The organism is Nocardioides nematodiphilus, assembly GCF_020216525.1.
GTDB lineage: Bacteria > Actinomycetota > Actinomycetes > Propionibacteriales > Nocardioidaceae > Nocardioides > Nocardioides nematodiphilus.
Window position 1 is genome coordinate 1 of sequence record NZ_JAIWOY010000016.1, and the last position, 17,039, is coordinate 17,039.

At 69.7% G+C, this 17,039-nt stretch carries 16 protein-coding genes and 1 pseudogene; 10 read left to right on the forward strand and 7 right to left on the reverse strand.

Features of this window, described 5'->3' with window-relative positions; genetic code table 11:
- Window positions 1–134: 134 nt before the first annotated feature.
- Window positions 135–406 (forward strand): annotated as a pseudogene (locus KSO98_RS19085) (dsRBD fold-containing protein).
- Between the two features lie 148 nt (window positions 407–554).
- Entirely contained in the window at window positions 555–1,580 is a 1,026-nt protein-coding gene (locus KSO98_RS17845; protein WP_225287099.1) for a zinc-binding alcohol dehydrogenase family protein, read from the forward strand.
- 488 nt (window positions 1,581–2,068) lie between these two features.
- On the opposite strand, the gene KSO98_RS17850 is transcribed toward KSO98_RS17845, so the two are convergent.
- Both KSO98_RS17850 and KSO98_RS17855 read right to left on the reverse strand, forming a co-directional pair.
- Complete coding sequence (locus KSO98_RS17850; protein ID WP_225287100.1) at window positions 2,069–3,070, reverse strand: helix-turn-helix transcriptional regulator; 1,002 nt, start codon at window positions 3,068–3,070, stop codon at window positions 2,069–2,071.
- 393 nt (window positions 3,071–3,463) lie between these two features.
- Window positions 3,464–3,754, reverse strand: coding sequence for a hypothetical protein (locus KSO98_RS17855; protein WP_225287101.1), 291 nt, complete (start codon window positions 3,752–3,754; stop codon window positions 3,464–3,466).
- 272 nt (window positions 3,755–4,026) lie between these two features.
- Between KSO98_RS17855 and KSO98_RS19090 the strand changes: the two genes are divergently transcribed.
- Window positions 4,027–4,305: a BON domain-containing protein gene (locus KSO98_RS19090; RefSeq protein ID WP_225287102.1), complete on the forward strand. Its 279-nt coding sequence runs from the start codon at window positions 4,027–4,029 to the stop codon at window positions 4,303–4,305.
- Window positions 4,278–4,691, forward strand: coding sequence for a BON domain-containing protein (locus KSO98_RS19010; protein ID WP_225287133.1), 414 nt, complete (start codon window positions 4,278–4,280; stop codon window positions 4,689–4,691). The genes KSO98_RS19090 and KSO98_RS19010 overlap by 28 nt, the downstream gene beginning before the upstream one ends.
- A 499-nt stretch (window positions 4,692–5,190) precedes the next feature.
- Here the strand turns inward: KSO98_RS19010 and KSO98_RS17870 are convergent, their stop codons facing one another.
- Window positions 5,191–5,364 (reverse strand): hypothetical protein, encoded by a 174-nt coding sequence (locus tag KSO98_RS17870; RefSeq protein WP_225287103.1) that lies wholly within the window; start codon window positions 5,362–5,364, stop codon window positions 5,191–5,193.
- Window positions 5,365–5,963: 599 nt separating this feature from the next.
- Here KSO98_RS17870 and KSO98_RS17875 point away from each other — a divergent pair.
- The 3 genes from KSO98_RS17875 (at window position 5,964) to KSO98_RS17885 (ending at window position 8,216) form a co-directional block, all read left to right on the forward strand.
- Window positions 5,964–6,560 (forward strand): sulfite oxidase-like oxidoreductase, encoded by a 597-nt coding sequence (locus KSO98_RS17875; RefSeq protein ID WP_225287104.1) that lies wholly within the window; start codon window positions 5,964–5,966, stop codon window positions 6,558–6,560.
- Between the two features lie 2 nt (window positions 6,561–6,562).
- Window positions 6,563–7,306: a DUF6510 family protein gene (locus tag KSO98_RS17880; RefSeq protein WP_225287105.1), complete on the forward strand. Its 744-nt coding sequence runs from the start codon at window positions 6,563–6,565 to the stop codon at window positions 7,304–7,306.
- Window positions 7,307–7,394: 88 nt separating this feature from the next.
- A complete protein-coding gene (locus KSO98_RS17885; RefSeq protein ID WP_225287106.1) occupies window positions 7,395–8,216 on the forward strand; it encodes an NAD-dependent protein deacetylase in 822 nt (273 codons plus the stop codon).
- A 61-nt stretch (window positions 8,217–8,277) separates the two neighbouring features.
- Here the strand turns inward: KSO98_RS17885 and KSO98_RS17890 are convergent, their stop codons facing one another.
- The gene (locus KSO98_RS17890; protein ID WP_225287108.1) at window positions 8,278–9,624 is read right to left on the reverse strand and encodes a carboxypeptidase regulatory-like domain-containing protein; all 1,347 of its coding nucleotides are present in this window, start codon (window positions 9,622–9,624) and stop codon (window positions 8,278–8,280) included.
- Window positions 9,625–9,718: 94 nt separating this feature from the next.
- Between KSO98_RS17890 and KSO98_RS17895 the strand changes: the two genes are divergently transcribed.
- A complete protein-coding gene (locus KSO98_RS17895) occupies window positions 9,719–10,159 on the forward strand; it encodes a MarR family winged helix-turn-helix transcriptional regulator (RefSeq protein ID WP_225287109.1) in 441 nt (146 codons plus the stop codon).
- 42 nt (window positions 10,160–10,201) lie between these two features.
- On the opposite strand, the gene adhP is transcribed toward KSO98_RS17895, so the two are convergent.
- Window positions 10,202–11,218 carry an alcohol dehydrogenase AdhP gene (gene adhP, locus KSO98_RS17900; RefSeq protein WP_225287110.1) on the reverse strand — a complete coding sequence of 339 codons (1,017 nt, stop codon included), beginning with the start codon at window positions 11,216–11,218 and terminating at the stop codon, window positions 10,202–10,204.
- Window positions 11,219–11,420: 202 nt separating this feature from the next.
- Here adhP and KSO98_RS17905 point away from each other — a divergent pair, with 202 nt between their 5' ends.
- Window positions 11,421–12,902, forward strand: coding sequence for a glycosyltransferase family 2 protein (locus KSO98_RS17905; protein WP_225287111.1), 1,482 nt, complete (start codon window positions 11,421–11,423; stop codon window positions 12,900–12,902).
- A complete protein-coding gene (locus KSO98_RS17910; RefSeq protein ID WP_225287112.1) occupies window positions 12,899–13,141 on the forward strand; it encodes a hypothetical protein in 243 nt (80 codons plus the stop codon). Before KSO98_RS17905 ends, KSO98_RS17910 begins: the two co-directional genes overlap by 4 nt.
- Here KSO98_RS17910 and KSO98_RS17915 read toward each other — a convergent pair.
- Together KSO98_RS17915 and KSO98_RS17920 are read right to left on the reverse strand one after the other, a co-directional pair.
- Window positions 13,128–14,021 carry a universal stress protein gene (locus KSO98_RS17915; RefSeq protein WP_225287113.1) on the reverse strand — a complete coding sequence of 298 codons (894 nt, stop codon included), beginning with the start codon at window positions 14,019–14,021 and terminating at the stop codon, window positions 13,128–13,130. The genes KSO98_RS17910 and KSO98_RS17915 overlap by 14 nt on opposite strands.
- Window positions 14,022–14,082: 61 nt before the next feature.
- Window positions 14,083–16,833 carry a cation-translocating P-type ATPase gene (locus KSO98_RS17920; RefSeq protein ID WP_225287114.1) on the reverse strand — a complete coding sequence of 917 codons (2,751 nt, stop codon included), beginning with the start codon at window positions 16,831–16,833 and terminating at the stop codon, window positions 14,083–14,085.
- Between the last annotated feature and the right edge of the window lie 206 nt (window positions 16,834–17,039).

A 17,039-nucleotide genomic window follows, 5' to 3' on the forward strand; every position in this document is an offset into this window, starting at 1 on the left:
CACAAGAACCGGTGGCCTCGTTTTCGAGCGTCGGATCGGCCTCATTTTCGAGCGTTGCCGACACCGACCGAGTCGCGCGTGTGATGAGGCGGGCCGTGCCGACGTCACAGCGTCGTTCACGGAGAGGAACACCCATGCACACCACCACCTGGCAGGTCCACATCGATCTGTTCGAAGACGACAGCGAGACCCGCGCCGAGGCGGTCCTCCGAACGACAGCGGGGACCGAGATCCGCCATGCGGGGACGGCCAAGCGGCGCCCGGCGACCACGACATCCCGGAGATCGGCGACGAGCTCGCCACCTGTCGTGCACTCTGGGGGCTGGCGCACGACCTCTTGGATGCGACCCTCGCGGACGTGGCGGCGAACGACCCCAGTCAGGCGCCCACGGTGCGGATGGACTGAAGGGTCCCGATGGCTGCCGACCACGGGACGTCGGCCGCCCACGTGACTCGGCGCGAGGTCGCCACCGAGACTTCGACGTGGCGCTCGCCGCACCCGTCGGAAAGTACACGGCGGTGCAGGATGGGACTGTCGTGAAGGAGGTAGGCCGGTGGCCGATGAGACGACGAGCGCTCGGAGTAACGCGGCGCCCGAGAGGATGCGGGCGTGGCGCACCGACGGTAGCGGCAGGCTGGAGCTGTCGGCGGTCGCGGTGCCCGACCTCGGGGAGGGCGAGGTCCTGATCCGGGTCGAGGCCTGTGGGGTGTGCCGCACCGACCTGCACGTCCGCGACGGGGAGCTCCCCGCACGTCGCTCGCCGGTGGTGCCGGGTCATGAGGCTGTCGGGATCGTCGTTGCCGCCGCCGACAGTCAGCGAGCCTCCCTCGGTGAGCGGGTCGGGGTTCCCTGGCTGCGCAGCACCTGTGGGTCCTGCTCCGCCTGTCGGGCCGGGCACGAGAACCTCTGTCGCGCCTCGACCTACACCGGGTGGGACGCCGACGGTGGCTACGCCGAGTACGTCGCTGCCCCGTGGGCGTACACCTATCCGATCCCGCCGGGTCTCGACCCGGTGCAGGCCGCGCCTCTGCTGTGCGCTGGCATCATCGGGTATCGCGCGCTCAGCCGCGCTGCCGTCCCCGCCGGCGGGCGCCTGGGCATCTACGGGTTCGGCGCGAGCGCTCATCTGACCGCGCAGGTGGCCATTGCGCGAGGTACCGAGCTCCATGTCGTCACGCGCGACCCCCGTGCTCGGGAGTTCGCGCTCGAGCTGGGCGCCGCGACCGCGGCGGTCGACTCGGCGCAGCTCCCGCCCCTGGATGCCGCGATCATCTTCGCCCCGGCCGGTGAGCTCGTCGCCGACGCTCTCGAGGCGCTCGCTCCCGCCGGGACAGTCGCCCTGGCCGGGATCCACATGAGTCAGATCGCGGCCCTGGACTACGACCAGCACCTCTTCCACGAGAAGACCCTCACCAGCGTCACGGCGAACACGCGAGCCGACGGCGACGAGTTCCTACGGCTGGCCGACCGGCTCGGTGTCCGCGCGACCGTCTCGCCGTACCCCTTCGAACGCGCCGACGAGGCTCTGGCCGCTCTCGCGGCCGACGCCGTCCACGGTGCAGCGGTCCTGGTCCTCTAGGAGCGGGTGCTCGCGTGGCTGACGGCCTCGGCGGGACGTTCGATGCGGTCGGAGTCCCGCCGGCAGTGATGGCCTCATCAAGCGCGTGCGCGGAGAGGGGGAATCGTCGAAGTCGGCGTGCGTCGTCGCGCCGGCCGGCCCTGGGTAGAGATCATGCGTTCGCCCGCCTCTCGCCTCACTCAGGTCGCTGACGCGCACCCGCGGGGCCGCTCGCCTGCACCGATCCAGGCCGCTCGGGACGGTTGTCATTCATCGGAGCCACCTCGCGCATCGCCGGGATCCGCTGGCGCCAGGGCCAGCCGAGCGGCGAATCGGCCGGCGTGCCCGAGGAGTGCGAGTACAGGTGCCGTCCACCGGACGATGCGTGGCGCGCGACGGCCGCGATACGGCCACGCCACGTACGCGAGCAGGGCGCTGGCCAACACGATCACTGCTGCCAGCGCCGAGATAGAGGCGAGGTAGATGTCCTACATGGCCGTCGCCCGCCGTCACTGCAGTTCCGGTGCGAGGGCGATGCTTCCGGTCGCTTGCGGTCGGCGTCTTGGACGGGGGAGCGTGGGGCGAGAGCTGGCCCTGCTAAGTGTGGGAGCCAGCGTCGGCTCGGGATGAAATCTGCTGCTCAGCGGAGGCCTCCAACCCAAACGATGTGCGGCCGCTACTGCGCTGATCTGAGATGAGACCTCGATCTTGCCCAACACGGACTTGACCTGGGTGCGGACGGTGGACTCCGAAACGACGTTTGCTGCAGCGATCTCGGCGGCGGTGCAGCCGTTCATGAGGAGACCTAGGATCTGCGCTTCTCGGATCGTGAGTCGCTCGAACCGCGCGCCAAGACCGGCCAACGTGGCATCCCGGCGGATCGAGGCCTCGGTAAGTGCTTCACGTTCGTCGGCACCAATAGCAGGGGCCCCCTCAGAGAGGCTTCGCACGGCGCAGATGAGGTCGCATAGCCGGCGCGTCTTGGGCACGACGGCTGCGGCTCCTCGACGCAGCGCCTGCCCCCAGGTCGCCTCATCGGTCGCACACGTCAGTACGACAACGGCGATCCCGGCCCGGGTCATCTCCGTGATCGCGCCGAGGTGCGGATCAGATGGTTCTAGGGAGCTCGCCACGAGCGCGATGGCCCCTCCGGCCTTGAGAACCGCCGAGGTGAGTGCGACCGGGGTCGCGCCCGGAAGCGGGGTTGCCACGAGCCGGACGTCGAGTTGGTGCTTGGCCAGGGCGATCTCGAGGGCTTCGCCCACAATCGGGTGGTTTTCGACGATCACGACACGGCTGGCCGCGTGCAGCGTTCGCAGTGGTCGTCGACCGACATCATCGTCTGTCGCTGCGGCTCTGCTCGTGGACGCGACGTTCAACACGTGGTGCGCGCCGGTCGCGCGGCAAGGAGGCGAGATCGCCGGGACTGCCGCCGGGACCGGGTGCCCGCTAGCACCGGTGACGCGGACAAGGCTGTCGAGCTGCTGATATGACGCGGCGTCGTCTGACATCCATTGCCCCTTTCGGGCCTATACGAACGTGAACGGCGGACAAGGGAACCCTGCGATGCGGTGCGCGGTTCCGTGAGGGCCGATTGGTGCCTGCCTGAAGGCCATTGGTCCCTCTGGCTCCGGCCCCGCCGTCCGTCCGTTCCAGGTCGGCGTCGGGCGTGGCCTGCACAGCAGGGCCTGCGGGAGACACCGACGGCGCTCCTCGCTGCCGCTCGACGGCCCTACAGGCTGCGTCGCTCTGGGCCGCTCGTCCTGTCGGGTCCTGTGGTCAGGCCAGCACGGGGCGTCGACGCAGACTCCACGCGTGCATTGAGCAGGCGCACGCAACGTACGCGTCCCGTAGCTGCCGGCGCTCAGATGACCACGGCGGCGACGGATCGATGCGCACGGCTGTCAATGCTCCTCGCGTGGCACCGGGGCGTCGACGATGACAGCGCGGACCTCGATCACCAGATCCTCGATTCGGCGAGCGCATTGCGCGAGCCGCTCACCAGCGGGACCGTCACCCACGAGCCCCTGTAGTGCATCCAACTCCAACATGACGCCGAACAGACCGGTGACGACCAGGTCGGTGCAGGCCACCAGCGTATCGGCGGGGATAGTCACCTCCCTCGCAGCGTGCCCGAATTGGGGGCGTTGACGGTGGGTGCGGTCTTCGCCACTGCCTTGCGTGATCGAAGACATCCCACCTCCAGCCGCAGCGTCCCTTTCCTTACTTTGTGGCAGCTCCGCGGCCCAAACAAGAGCGTTTCCCTGGTTTGCCGGGGCTATACCCAAGATTGGGGGATGAACAGGGCCAGCCGACGACGTGGATCGCACAGGACCGGTAGCCGGGCTGTGGAACGAGACGCCGTGCCGCTGCGGATGCAAGTCCCCACGCGAAGGGGACCTTTGGCCCCTGCGCTGACGTCCTATGTCGCGTTGGCTCGGAGGAAACCTCTGCCGCAGGAGACGCTATGAAGACAACAGTGGACCAAGACCTCAACACCCGTCGCCTAGTGGAGCACGAGTTGACCTGGTGTCCGCAGGTCACCGACGCTGCGCAGATCGGGGTCGCAATCCATCACGGCGTGGCAACGTTGACCGGCACAGTCCCCACATATTCGCAGAAGGTCGAAGCCGGTAAGGCAGCGCTCCGGACCCGCGGGGTGACCGCGTTGGCGAACGACATTGACGTCGTCTGGGGTAGCCGCATGACGATGCCGCCATCGCTGAGCGGGTACGCGACGCACTGAGGCTCAACACCAACCTGCCGCGTGACGTCGTGCAGATCCAGGTCGCCCACGGTAGCGTCACCCTGAGCGGCACTGTGGCGTGGAACTACCAGCGGCGAGCGGCCGGCACTACCGTGGAGAGCATCGCCGGTGTCCGACGGGTGATCAACAATATCGAACTGCAGAGCCGCGTCAGCTCGGCCGATACTCGCGACCACATCCGCTCGGCGTTCGCGCGGCTCGCGAATCTTGATGCAAACCACATCCAGGTCGACGTCGACGGTGCGACGGTCAAACCGAGTGGGACGGTCACCTCCCACGCCGAGAAGGCTGCGGCGAACCATGCGGCGTGGAGCTCCCCGCATGTCTTTTGTGTCATCGATCAGCTGCGCGTGGCCGAACGCTGAAATCACCGAAGCGCGGTGGTTCTGGACTGTGAGCTCGTCTGCAGTCCCGGGCGTCGTACTCGAGGAGTCGGGGCTGACGCTCGACAATCCGAGGTCCTGATGTCGGGGGCCCTTCTGCCCTGTCAAACGCCAGCGCAGCAGCACAGGATCGAGACGTTCCCAACCAGGAGGCGCATGGGTGCACTGCGCCGATGCGAGGCCTCATCAGGAGAGGATGAACGTGACCGGCCCCGCTGCAGACACTTCCACCCGCCAGCCCCGCGCACCGGCGTCGCTGCGATCGATCGCAATCCGAGCAGCTCAACACGTCAGGCTTCGGTGCGCACGCTTCGTCGGCGGACCGGCGTCGAGGAACCTAGTCGTCAGCAGGCGGCGGTGACATCACCACTTCTGGACCGAAGCTTCGCGGCAGTCATCGTGGGCTGGTGTTCTTCGCCGCCGAGCCGCAGACGCTGCGCCGCCGCCTTTGTCCCGAGGGGCGGTGCCAATCCGATGGTTTCTACTTCTTGGGTGAGTCTTCTTCGGGCCCGCTCTGATCGCGATACGTGTCGGCGCTCAGATAGCGCCGCCACGCCGCCTGGAGCGCGTCGAGAGCTGCGGTTGATCGCCCGCCGACCGTGCGGCGGGCCTCGCCGCCAGCTCTCAGGTGCTCCGCGCCGTGGATGTCCTTCATCGCGTCCCCCTCATCACGCGGGCTGTTGTCGCTGGCAGGACGGATGCCTGCTGTTCGTCCACGGTGCGCCCCGTCGGACTGCGCTGCCAGAGTCCAAAGTCACCTGTCATGACAAAGAGTCCGGTGATGGCCTTCCTCCTGAGAACAGAGCTGTTCCTGCTCCCTGCGCGGCGTGAGCCCGCCCCGTGTCCGATAGCGACATCGGGACAGGCCGGAGCCATCCTCGGCCGCCAGGTGTCACATCACCTCGGTCGGGACTGCCCAACAGCCGGGCCCGCGACGGAGGTACGCGGCGGCTTCGCCCGCTGGGTCAGATACGCCCGCCGCGACCGCGGAGGAGGTTGAGCAGAAATAGCGCCACGATCACGACGACGACGATGACGACGATGGTCCACAACATGGCCGGTCACTCCCTTGCTAGAAGACGGATGTGTCATCAGGTGCCCATACCTCCAACGCGATACGCCACCCCTGGTGCGGCGGCGCGGGCGATGATGCGTGGAGCGGCCGGCATCGCCCGGGCATTCATCGCAGGGCGGCAGCCACGAGCAGGCGCTTTTGTGGCGGGCGATGGATGGCGCAACGACATACTGTGCTCCATGGCAGTGATCAGTCGCGGCTTCCACCGCCGGCACGAGGCGGACATCGTGTTGCCGCCCGGCCAGCACCTCACGACGGATTTCCCGGTGCTGTCTGCGGGGCCGACGCCGCACGTGTCGCTGGAGAGATGGTCATTCACCATCACCACGGAGGCGGGCGAGGAGCGCCGCTGGACCTGGGACGAGTTCCTCGCGCTGCCGACCGAGGAGCCCGCCGTCGACATCCACTGCGTGACCAGTTGGTCCAAGCTCGGCACCACCTGGCGCGGGGTGTCGCTCGATGTGCTGCTCGGTGACGTCGGAACGTCCGCGGAGGCCGCGATGGCGCACTGCTACGGCGGCTACACGACCAACGTCCCTCTCGTCGACCTCCGCGGCGGCAAGGCCTGGATCGTCCACACCTACGACGGGAAGCCGTTGCGGCCTGAGCACGGCGGACCGGCACGGCTGCTGGTGCCGCATCTCTACTTCTGGAAGTCCGCCAAGTGGATCAGCGGACTCCAGCTCCTCGACCACGACGCGCCGGGCTTCTGGGAGTCGCTGGGCTATCACCTGTACGGAGACCCGTGGAAAGAACAGCGCTACCGCGCCCAGTAGGCGTGGGGTCCTGGTACCCGGCCACGCTCGTGGCGCTCCGCCAGGAGACGTGGACCGCCAGGACGCTGCGCTTCGACGTGCCGGGCTGGCCGGGGCACCTGCCGGGCCAGCACGTGGACGTGCGACTGACGGCCGAGGACGGGTACGTCGCGCGCCGCAGCTACTCGCTGTCGGCCCCGGCGGACGGCGAGACCATCTCGATGACCGTCCAGCTGGTCGAGGACGGCGAGGTGTCTCCGTACCTGGTCGAGGAGATGGAGCTCGGGGACCAGCTCGAGGTGCTCGGGCCGGTCGGCGGCTGGTTCGTGTGGCCGCCGGGTCCAGCCGCCTCGCCCGATCGGCCCGGGCCGGTGCTGCTGATCGGCGGCGGCTGGTCCCACGCCGTTCGTGGAGCACGTGACGCAGATGTTGGTGGAGGCCGGTCACGACCCGGCGAACGTGCGGGCCGAGCGTTTCGGAGCAACCGGAGGATGACCGTGGACGACAACACCTACCTCGACGGCAACGCGCTCGCCGGTCCTCTCGGAGCCGTGTTCGCCGCCGACCTCACCGCGGCGACCGGCGTCTGTGCCGGATGCGGCCACGAGGAGGTGCTCGCCGCCGCTCCCGTGTACGGCGCGCCGATGGGTCTCGTCGCGCGCTGCAACGGGTGCGACATGGTCCTTCTCCGCTATGCCGACCTGCCGACGGGTCAGACCCTCGAGATGTCGGGGATCGCGGCGCTGCACCTTCCGAGCCGGGCCTAGGCACCCTTGCTGGCTCACGCGATGGTGGAGGCATGAAGCGCGTGACGACCCTACGGGCGTGATTGCCTCGCCGCGTCATACTCGAGTCGTGGCGACTGATCGAGCGAGGCGGCTGCTCGACGGCGGCTTCGTCGCCCTGACCGGCGCGGGCCTGAGCACCGACTCCGGCATCCCCGACTACCGCGGACCGGGATCACGCAACCGCAACCCGATGACGATCGCCGAGTTTCTCTCCGGAGCGGCTCAGCAGCAGCGCTACTGGGCCCGCTCCCACGTCGGCTGGCAGCGGATGGGTCGCGCGCTGCCCAACGCTGGTCACCATGCGCTCGCCGCGCTGGAGGCGAGGGGCACCTGTCGGTTCGTCATCACCCAGAACGTCGACGGTCTGCACGAGGCCGCCGGCAATCGGCACGTCGTCGCGCTGCACGGCCGGGTCGCCGAGGTCGTCTGTCTGGCCTGCGGGGACATCACCGACCGGGCGCACATGCAGCGCAGGCTCGACGAGGCGAACCCGGGCTGGGTCGAAGCGCACGCCGACGCGGCCTCCCACCCGGACGGCGACGTCGACCTGGAGGAGACGGCCGGCTTCGTGGTGCCGTCGTGCGTGCGGTGCGGCGGCGTTCTCAAGCCGCATGTCGTCTTCTTCGGCGAGAACGCTGACCGCGACCACGTGCGGTGCTGCTTCGAGGCCGTCGAGCAGGCGCCGGCGCTCCTCGTCGTTGGTAGCTCGCTCACCGTGATGAGCGGCTTGCGCTTCGTGCGGGCCGCGGCTCGCCAGGGGACATCGATCGTCATCGTCAACCGCGGTGTCACGCGTGGCGATGAGCTGGCCACGGTGAAGGTCGAGGAAGGCGCAAGCGAGTTCCTCACCGGGCTGCTCGCGGCCTCGGTCGTCGGAGCGGATCAGTGATCCGAACGGACTGATGCCGCCGGCGGCCGGGGGAGTCGACGGCGCGAGGAGCGTCCTCGGCTCAGTCGACCGTAGCCCTGGCGGCGGATTCTGCGGCCTCGAAGACCGGCGCCTCCCAATCCGCGAGCACGACGTGATGGCGCACACGGGGGTGGCGCTGGTGGATGACGACCGTGCTGAGCTCCGGCTCCGCGTGCGGCGCGGTGACGGCGACGTGCACGACGCCGACGGGCAGGTTGCCGATCGCGTACGCGCCGTCGGGGTCGGTGGTGCCGCTCCAGATCCGGCCGCCCGGGCTGAGCACGGTGACGGTGGCGCCGGTGACCGGAAGCCCGCCGAGCGTGCGGATCGTGCCGGCGATGCCGGCCTGTCCGCCCTGGTCGGGTCCGTCGAGCGGCGCGGGCGTCGACGCCGCCTCCTGCTGGGCCAGGACCGCGAGACGGTGGTGGTGCGCAGTGCGGCGCTCGCCGAGCATCATCAGGGCGGCGCCGAGGACCGCCCAGCCGAACAGGATGAGGAGCGGGGTCAGGGAGCCGTGGTCGTGGAAGTAAGCGGTGGCGCGGCCCAGGCGGATCGCCTGCGACAACGGCATCACCTCGCTCAGCCACCGGGGGATCGCGGGCAGCAGGTCGGTGGGCATGGTGCCGGTGGCGGACGGCAGGCCGAGCACGAGCACGAAGGTCGCGGTGACGGGCAGGAAGAACTGCTTCACGAACGGCGCGGCCCCGGTGGTCAGCCACGCGACCGCCTGGGTCAGCAGGAACCCGTACACCAGCAGCAGGGGCTCGCTCGGCAGGACGTCGAGGAGGGCCGCGGTGACATAGAGCGACAGCGAGGCCAGGGCGCCGATGATCGCGATCACCGTGCTCTTGCGCACCAGTGACCACCCGGCGAGCTGGAGCAGCAGGATCGAGGTGACGAAGCCGGTGACCATGAGCGGCATCGCCCAGAACATCATCGCGTTGCCGGTGGCGTCGTCGGACCGTCGTGGGACGACATCGGTGACGGTGGGCGTGCCGGGCCATCCTTGCGCTGCGAGGATCGGCGGGAGCACCTTCGCCAGATAGGTGGCGCGGGTGTTGCTCGACCCGCTCGCCACCAGCAGCTCGGCGTCGGGCGCCCGATCGACGACGGCGGCGACGACGTCCTGGTGGACGATCGCGTCACGCGCGTCCAGCACGGAGGCGTACGTGGTGGTGACGAACCCCTCCGGGTAGAGCGCGTCGAGGCGCCCGGCGAGCGCATCGGCGTCCGCAGGTGAGGCGACCACGCCGAGGCGCATCTCGTGGGGCGCCGGCTGGGTGAACGATGCGAGCGCCAAGGCGCCGAGCACGGCGGCGAAGAAGACCGGGAACCAGAGCAGGGAGAGCCCGCGGGCGAGGCTGGGCTGGGGGCGGGCGTGCCGCATGACGACTCCTGAGTTGACGTGTCACATGAAGAACCGCGTCCAGCATCCTCCGGCTTGTTTGACGCGTCAACTCATCGGCGCGAGACTGGACCGCGTGGGCAGCGGACGCGACGACGAGATCCTCGACCTGGCCGAGCGGGAGCTCTGGCGCGCGTTCCTGTCGTGGTCGCAGAGCGTCATCGCCCAGGTGGGCCGCGAGCTCGACGAGCACGCGGGACTCTCGATCCCGGACATGGAGGTCCTCGGCCGGCTCTGGGACAACGGCGGCAGCATCGACCAGCAGGAGCTGCTGAGCGCATTGCGCTGGTCGCCGTCCCGGCTCTCGCACCATCTCGCCCGGATGGACGGTCGGGGCCTCGTACACCGCGAGACCGCAGGGTCCGGGCGACGCATGACGGTCTCCATCACCGAGGAGGGCGAGCGCCAGACCGAGGCGGCGTTCGGCCGCCTCGCCTCCTCGATCCGGCGCCACTTCCTCGACCCGATGACGCCGTCCGAGCGCGAGGCGCTCGGATCGGTCGCCAACCGCCGCTGACGCCCCTTCCTCAGGTCTGCTGAGCGTCGGGCTGCACCCGGCCTAGAGCTCGAAGACGATCCGCGCGCTCGTGCGATGGTGAAGCACGTCGAAGATCGCGCTGTTGACCTCGTCGAGCTTGCGCTGCTCCGCGATGACGCGGGTGCGGCCGAGCTCGTGCAGACGGAACACCTCCGCGAGGTCCGCACGCGTCCCGACGATGGACCCGATCACCGAGATCCCCTTGATCACCGTGTCGAAGATCGGCAGCGCCATCGGGCCGTCGCTGGTGGGCGGAAGGCCCACGCACACGAGCCGGCCGCCTCGGCGCAGCGAGGCGAAGGCCTGCTCGAACGCTCGCGCGGACGCTGCGAGCGCGATGACGACATCGGCGCCACCGAGCGCCGCGATGGCCTCGGCCGCATCCGTCCTGGCGGCGTCGACCGTGTGGTCCGCGCCCAGCTGCCGAGCCAGTGCGAGCTTCTCGTCGGTCACATCGACGGCGATCACCTCGGCGCCGACGAGTCGTGCGTACTGGACCGCGAGATGGCCCAGCCCGCCGACACCGAACACCGCGACACGCTCGCCCGGCGTCACGTGGGCGACCTTGATCGCCTTGTACGTCGTCAGGCCGGCGCAGGTGAGGGGGGCGGCGTCGAGCGAGGTGACGCCATCGGGCACCGGTACGACGTAGTCGGCATCCGCGACCGCGTACTCGGCGAACGCGCCGTCGATGGAGTAGCCGCTGTTCTGCTGCTGCTCGCACAGGGTCTCCCAGCCGCTGATGCAGTGCGCGCAGTGCCCGCAGGCGTGCCCGAGCCAGGCGATGGCGACGCGGTCCCCGACCTTCCGGTGGGTCACGCCCTCGCCGACCTCGGTGATGACGCCGACGCCCTCGTGACCCGGTACGAACGGCGGTACCGGCCTGACCGGCCAGTCGCCGTTCGCGGCGTGGATGTCGGTGTGACACAGGCCGCTGGCCTCGATCTGGACGAGCACCCGACCCGCTGAGGGGCTCGGGATCGGCCGGTCCTCCATCGCCAACGGGGATCCGAGCTGGGTGACTACTGCTGCCTTCATGGGTGTCTCTCCTGACGAGGCTCGCTGTGGTGGCGGCGCCGGGTGCCGGGCGCTCCTTCTGCCGTCTCATCAGTCCATCGCGGTGCGGCGCGGCCTCCGAGAGGAGGAGGTCCCCTGGCGCGAAGGTCCTTCGGCGAGGTCCTTGGTCACCGATACCGCCAAGAGTCGGCGGAACGGGTGGTGGTGCGGCGACAGTTGAGCCATGCGTCACCTCCGCGTCCTCCTCGCCTGGCTTCGCCGACCGCCCTATCCGCGGCTGGCCGGATTCCTGATCCTGGTCCCGGCGGTCGCTGCCGCCGTGGTGCTGTGGGTCCTGGTGGCGCGGGCCGTGCCTCGTTCATGGCACGGGGAGGGCGATGAGCTGCTCGGACCGTTGAACGTCGCCTACAGCCTGCAGGCGCCGTCGTGGCGCCTGGCCACGATCGCCGTCGCCGTCGGCGTCGCGCTGACCGGGTTGACGTTCTGGTCCGACGCCCGCCTCACCCGGCGTGCCCGCCGGTCGGCGGACGTGGAGCACCTCCCGCTGTCGCCGCGGAACGTGATGGCGCGGACGCGGGGCCACTACGCCGGTGAGGTCACCGTGACGGTGGTCATACCCGCCCACGACGAGGAGCATCGCCTCACCGCGACCCTCACCGCGCTCGCTGGCCAGTCGCCGGCTCCACGTCGCGTCATCGTCGTCGCGGACAACTGTCGCGATCGGACAATCGACGTCGCGCTCTCAATGGGCGCCGAGGTGACGAGGACCGTTGACAACGTCGACAAGAAGGCGGGGGCTCTCAACCAGGTTCTCCCCGCGCTGCTGACCGAACTCGGCGACAACGACCTCCTTCTGGTGCTCGACGCGGACACCGTGTTGGAGCCCGGATTCCTGCGCTCGACGGTCGATCGGTTCACGGCCGACCGGGCGCTGATGGCGATGTGCGGGATCTTCTACGGTGAGGAGGGCGGAGGACTGCTGGGACAGTTCCAGCGCAGCGAGTACGAGCGCTACGCCCGCGATCTGCGTCGCCGCCGGGGCAAGGTGTATGTGCTGACGGGGACGTCCTCGGTGTTCCGTCCGCGAGCTCTCGAGATGGTCGCCGATCGTCGTGGCGTCACGCTGCCGGGCCTCCCCGGGGCGATCTACGACACCAGCGCCCTCACCGAGGACAACGAGCTCACGCTCGCGCTGAAGTCGCTCGGTGCGCTCATGGTCTCGCCGGCCGACTGTCGCGTGCAGACCGAGGTGATGCCGGACCTGAGGTCGCTGTGGCAACAGCGCATCCGATGGCATCGGGGAGCCATCGAGAACCTCGGCGCGTACGGCCTCTCGTTCGCGACGCTGCTCTATTGGATGCAGCAGCTGAGCATCACCTACGGCGCGCTCGCCTTGGGTTCCTACCTCGGTCTGATGGCGTTCACGGCCCTCACCGCGCCGCACTGGGTCTGGTTCCCGTTCTGGGTCGGTGTCGGCGCTGTCTTCGCCGTCGAGCGGGTCGTCACGGTGTGGGGAGGCGGCTGGCGCGCGCGTCTCCTCGCGCTCGCACTCCTGCCGGAGCTGTTGTACGCGGCACTGCTGTCCGCGATCCAGCTCGCGGCGATCGCCGAGATCGCGCTCGCCCGTGTCGCGGGCTGGGGGAGTGGTGTGGTGCAGCGACGATCGGGTCGGCGTCTTGGGCCTTGCGGGAAGGAGTGCTCGTGAGGACATGGGTCGCGCTGCTGCCGGAAGCATGGCTGCACAGCCACACCTTCGTCATCGCCTCCACGTTCGTGGCCGTCAACACCTTGGTCTACCTCGCGCTCGCGGTGGTGAAGGTGATGCCGGTCGTGCTCCCGGCGCGATGGCTCCCGCACCACTACCACCGCGCTGAGTCCCGCGCCATCGACGCAGGAGTCGGCGACGATCCGAGCGCATCCTCGCCCGAGATCACCCAGCTGTGACCGTCGCGATAGCGGCCGGCAGCACCATCACGGGACACCGGCTGTGGTGAAGGAGCGAACGACCGCTCGCGCCGAGGCGCCCGACGGGGAAGCCGTGCGCACGGCGGCCCAGGATCAGCAGGGCTGCATCAGCTGAGGCACGCGCCAGCATGCTCGCCGGGTGGCCGTGCACGACCCGAACCTCGACCTCCGTGCGATGCGCGGACCGCTCGAGCGCGTGGTCGACGACGTCTTGGAGGGCCTTGCGCGCCTGCGACTCCCAGTGCGGAGCCTCCGTGTGTGCGGCGATCGCGTCGTCGTAGCCTCCGAGGGCGTGCCAGGCGTGCAGCACCACGAGCCGCGCCGAGCGGTCAGCGGCGACCTCCAGGGCGGCTGCGACCAGGGCGTCGGCCCTGTCGTAGTCCTTGATGCCGACGACGATCGCACCTTCGCTGTCCTGCGGCCACCCGCTGGGCACGACCACGACCGGCGACGTCGCATGGGAGGCGACCGCTGTCACGACGGTGCCGGTGAAGACCCGATCCAGTGCGGTGCCAGGATCGTCGCCGAGCACCAGCAGGGATGCCTGTGCGGCGGCCTGGATGAGACCGGCGCGGCGGTCCCCGTCGAGCAGGAGGGCCTCGATCCGGTCGGCTGGCAACGTCTTCTGGGCCTCCTCGGTCGCGTCGCGCATGATCGGCTCCGTCATCGTGCGCGTCTCCAGGCGTTCCGTCATGAAGCCCGCCCCGTAGAAGCCGATGGGTGGGACGAAGTCGTTGTAGACATGGACGAGCCGCAGCCCGCAGTCCCGCCGCTGTGCCTCCCGCGCGGCCCACCGCGTCGCTGCCCTGTTGCCCTCGGATCCGTCGACTCCGACGGCGATCCACTCCTGATTGGTCATCTGCACTGCCCTTCTGGAGGCGACGGCTCGATCGGCTCCTCCTGGAGCCGTATCGAGTCCATCAGCGCGTGCCGCCTGCGGCAAGAGGCGTTCCTCGCGTGGTGGATGGACTTTCGTCCCGCGCGCGTCGTACGGCTCGGAGGGCCTCGTCCACGCCCCACGTGATGAAGGGCAGGGGCAGCAGGGCGACGACCATCCATGGTGCGGGAGCCACCGTGCCGAAGAGCCGTTGCAGCGGCTCGAGAGTCACCACAGCCGCCGAGAACAGCACTTCGAACGCGATGCCCCACAGAAGGAGGGGATTGGTCAACAGCCCCACCTGCCGCAGGGACGCCGCCTGGGTGCGCGCTGCCACGGCCGTGCCGATCTGGCACGCGACGATGCCGAGGAAGCTCATCGTGGTGGCCTGTTGCCACACGTGGTGCAGCGGACCGCTCGAGACGTCGGCACCGGCATGCCACCCGCCGTGCACCAGGGTGGCCAGGAAGAGGGCGATGACGAGCAGCGCCGAGGTTCCCCCGAGCACGCCCCACGCGCGGGCGAGCATCGGACCGTCGATGACGTTCTGAGTGCGTCGGCGAGGCGGCCGCTCCATGAGGCCGGGCTCTGCGGGCTCGCGTCCCAGCGCCAGGGCGGGAAGGGTCTCGGTGCCGAGGTCGATGGCGAGGATCTGCATCACCGTCAACGGCAGCGGGATCCGCCCGCCGGAGAGCGCGTAGAGCAGGAAGGGAAGGATCTCGGGAGTCGCGTGGGCGAAGATGTACACGATGAACTTGCGCACGTTGTCGTAGACCTGCCGTCCCGACTCCACCGCCGTGACGATCGTGGCGAAGTCGTCGTCGCTCAGGATCATCGTCGACGCCTCCCGGGCGACGTCGGTGCCGCTGCGTCCCATTGCGATGCCGATGTCCGCGCGCCGCAGGGCAGGAGCGTCGTTGACGCCGTCCCCGGTCATCGCGATGACGTGGCCCAGGCTGCGCAGCGCGTCGGCGACGCGGAGCTTCGCCTCGGGCGAGCTACGGGCGAAGATGAGCTCGGAGTGCTGCTGCAAGAGCTCGTCGAGCTCCGCCTCGGTCATGGTCGCCAGCTCCGGGCCGGTGATGACGGGCGTGCTCTCGTCGCCGATGCCGACGCGCGTGGCGATGCCGCGGGCCGTCAGTGCGTGGTCGCCGGTGATCACGATGAGTCTGATGCCGGCGTGGTGGCAACGCTCGACCGCGGCGCGGACCTCGGGGCGCGGCGGATCGATCATGCCGACGAGTCCGAGGAGATCGAGCCCGGCCTCGGTCGCGACGCGGTCCGTGGTGTCGTCCCCGAGGAGGTCGACACGGCGGACAGCCACCGCCAGGACGCGGAGCCCGCTCGCCGCCCAGGTCTCGACCGTGTGGAGCACCCTGGCGGCCGTGCTCGGGTCCAGGGGGGAGCCGTTGTAGGTGGCGCAGAGCGGAAGGACATCCTCCGGTGAGCCCTTCGTGTGCGCCCAGACGCCGCTCTCGTCACGGTCGATGGTGGTCATGCGTCGCAGCGTCGGGTCGAAGGGGAACTCAGCGATCCGCTCGAGCGGCGCCGAGGCGCCGGCCGCCTGGGACGCCACCTGCAGCGCCACCTCGGTGGGGTCACCGCTGACCCGTCCGTCCTGGAGCAAGCTGAGGTCCGTGCACGCCGCGGCCGCTCTGAGGAGGTCGCGCGTCGGCCCGTCGACCCGGTCCGTGGACGGGTCGGTCTCTCCGGCAGAGGTCCAGCAGCGCTGGACCTGCATCTGGTTCAGGGTCAGCGTCCCGGTCTTGTCGGTGCAGATCACGCTGGTCGAGCCCAAGGTCTCGACGGCGGAGATGCGCTTCACGATCGCACCGCGGCGGGCGAGTGCGCGGACGCCGACGGCCAGCGCCAGCGTGATGGTGGGGAGCAGCCCCTCGGGGACATTCGCGACGAGCAGGCCGATGGCGAACGTGACCGCGTCGCGCAGGGGGAGGCCCGCAGCCAACGTCCCGATCGGAACGAAGGCGAGACCGATCCCGAGCGCCACGTACGCGATCATCTTCGCCACCCGCTTGACCTGCTGCTCGAGCGGGGACGCCTCGGGGTGCACGCGCTGGGAGAGGGAGGCGATCCGGCCGATCTCGGTGCGCATGCCTGTCGCCAACACGACTCCCACAGCGTTGCCCTGCGTGCAGGTCGTCCCGCTGAAGAGGAGATCGGGAGCGTCGATGGGCGCGCAGGGACCCGCTCCGACGCCGGCCGTACGCGCGACCGGAACCGACTCACCGGTGAGCATGGACATGTCGATGCTCACCCCTCCGGAGAGGACGCGGGCATCGGCGCTCACCCGCTCACCCTCGGCGATACGCACGATGTCGCCGCGCACCAGCTCGCGGGCTGGGATGATCCGGTCCTCGCCGTCGCGGATCACGTGTGCGGTCGCGGGCAGGTAGGTGGCGAGCGCCTCGACGGCCTGCTCGGCATGCCGCTCCTGGACCACCGCGAGAACCGCGTTCAGGGCGATCACGACGACGATGGCCGCCGCCAGCGGGACGTTCCCGGTGATCGCGGACAGGACCGCCGCGAGCCACAGCAACAGCGCGAGCGGGTGGATCAGCTGTCGCAGGATCGCGCTGCCCAGCCCGGAGCTGCTGCGGCGGATCAGCTCGTTGGGCCCGTCCGCCTCGAGTCGCCGTGCCGCTTCTCTGTCGGTGAGCCCGCGTGCTGAGGTACGCAGGTGTGCGAGCAGCTGCGGTAGCTGCTCGCGTGCCTCCTCGTCGCTGACCTGAGTGCTCTCGGGCGGTGCGCTTCGCGTTATCGCGCGCATCGTCATCGTCGACCCTCTTCCTGCGTACGCGTCACGGGTGGTGGTCCGACTCTTCGCCGAGCGCGTGACCTTCGCCAGAGGCCACTGGACCTGTGGAAATGGACCTTGTCCTCGAGTGCCGCACGGACCTAGGACCGCCGCGACGAGGGACTCGCGGCACTGCCGTCCGGGGGCATGACCCGATGTGCTGAGCGGGTCAAAGCCTCTCGATG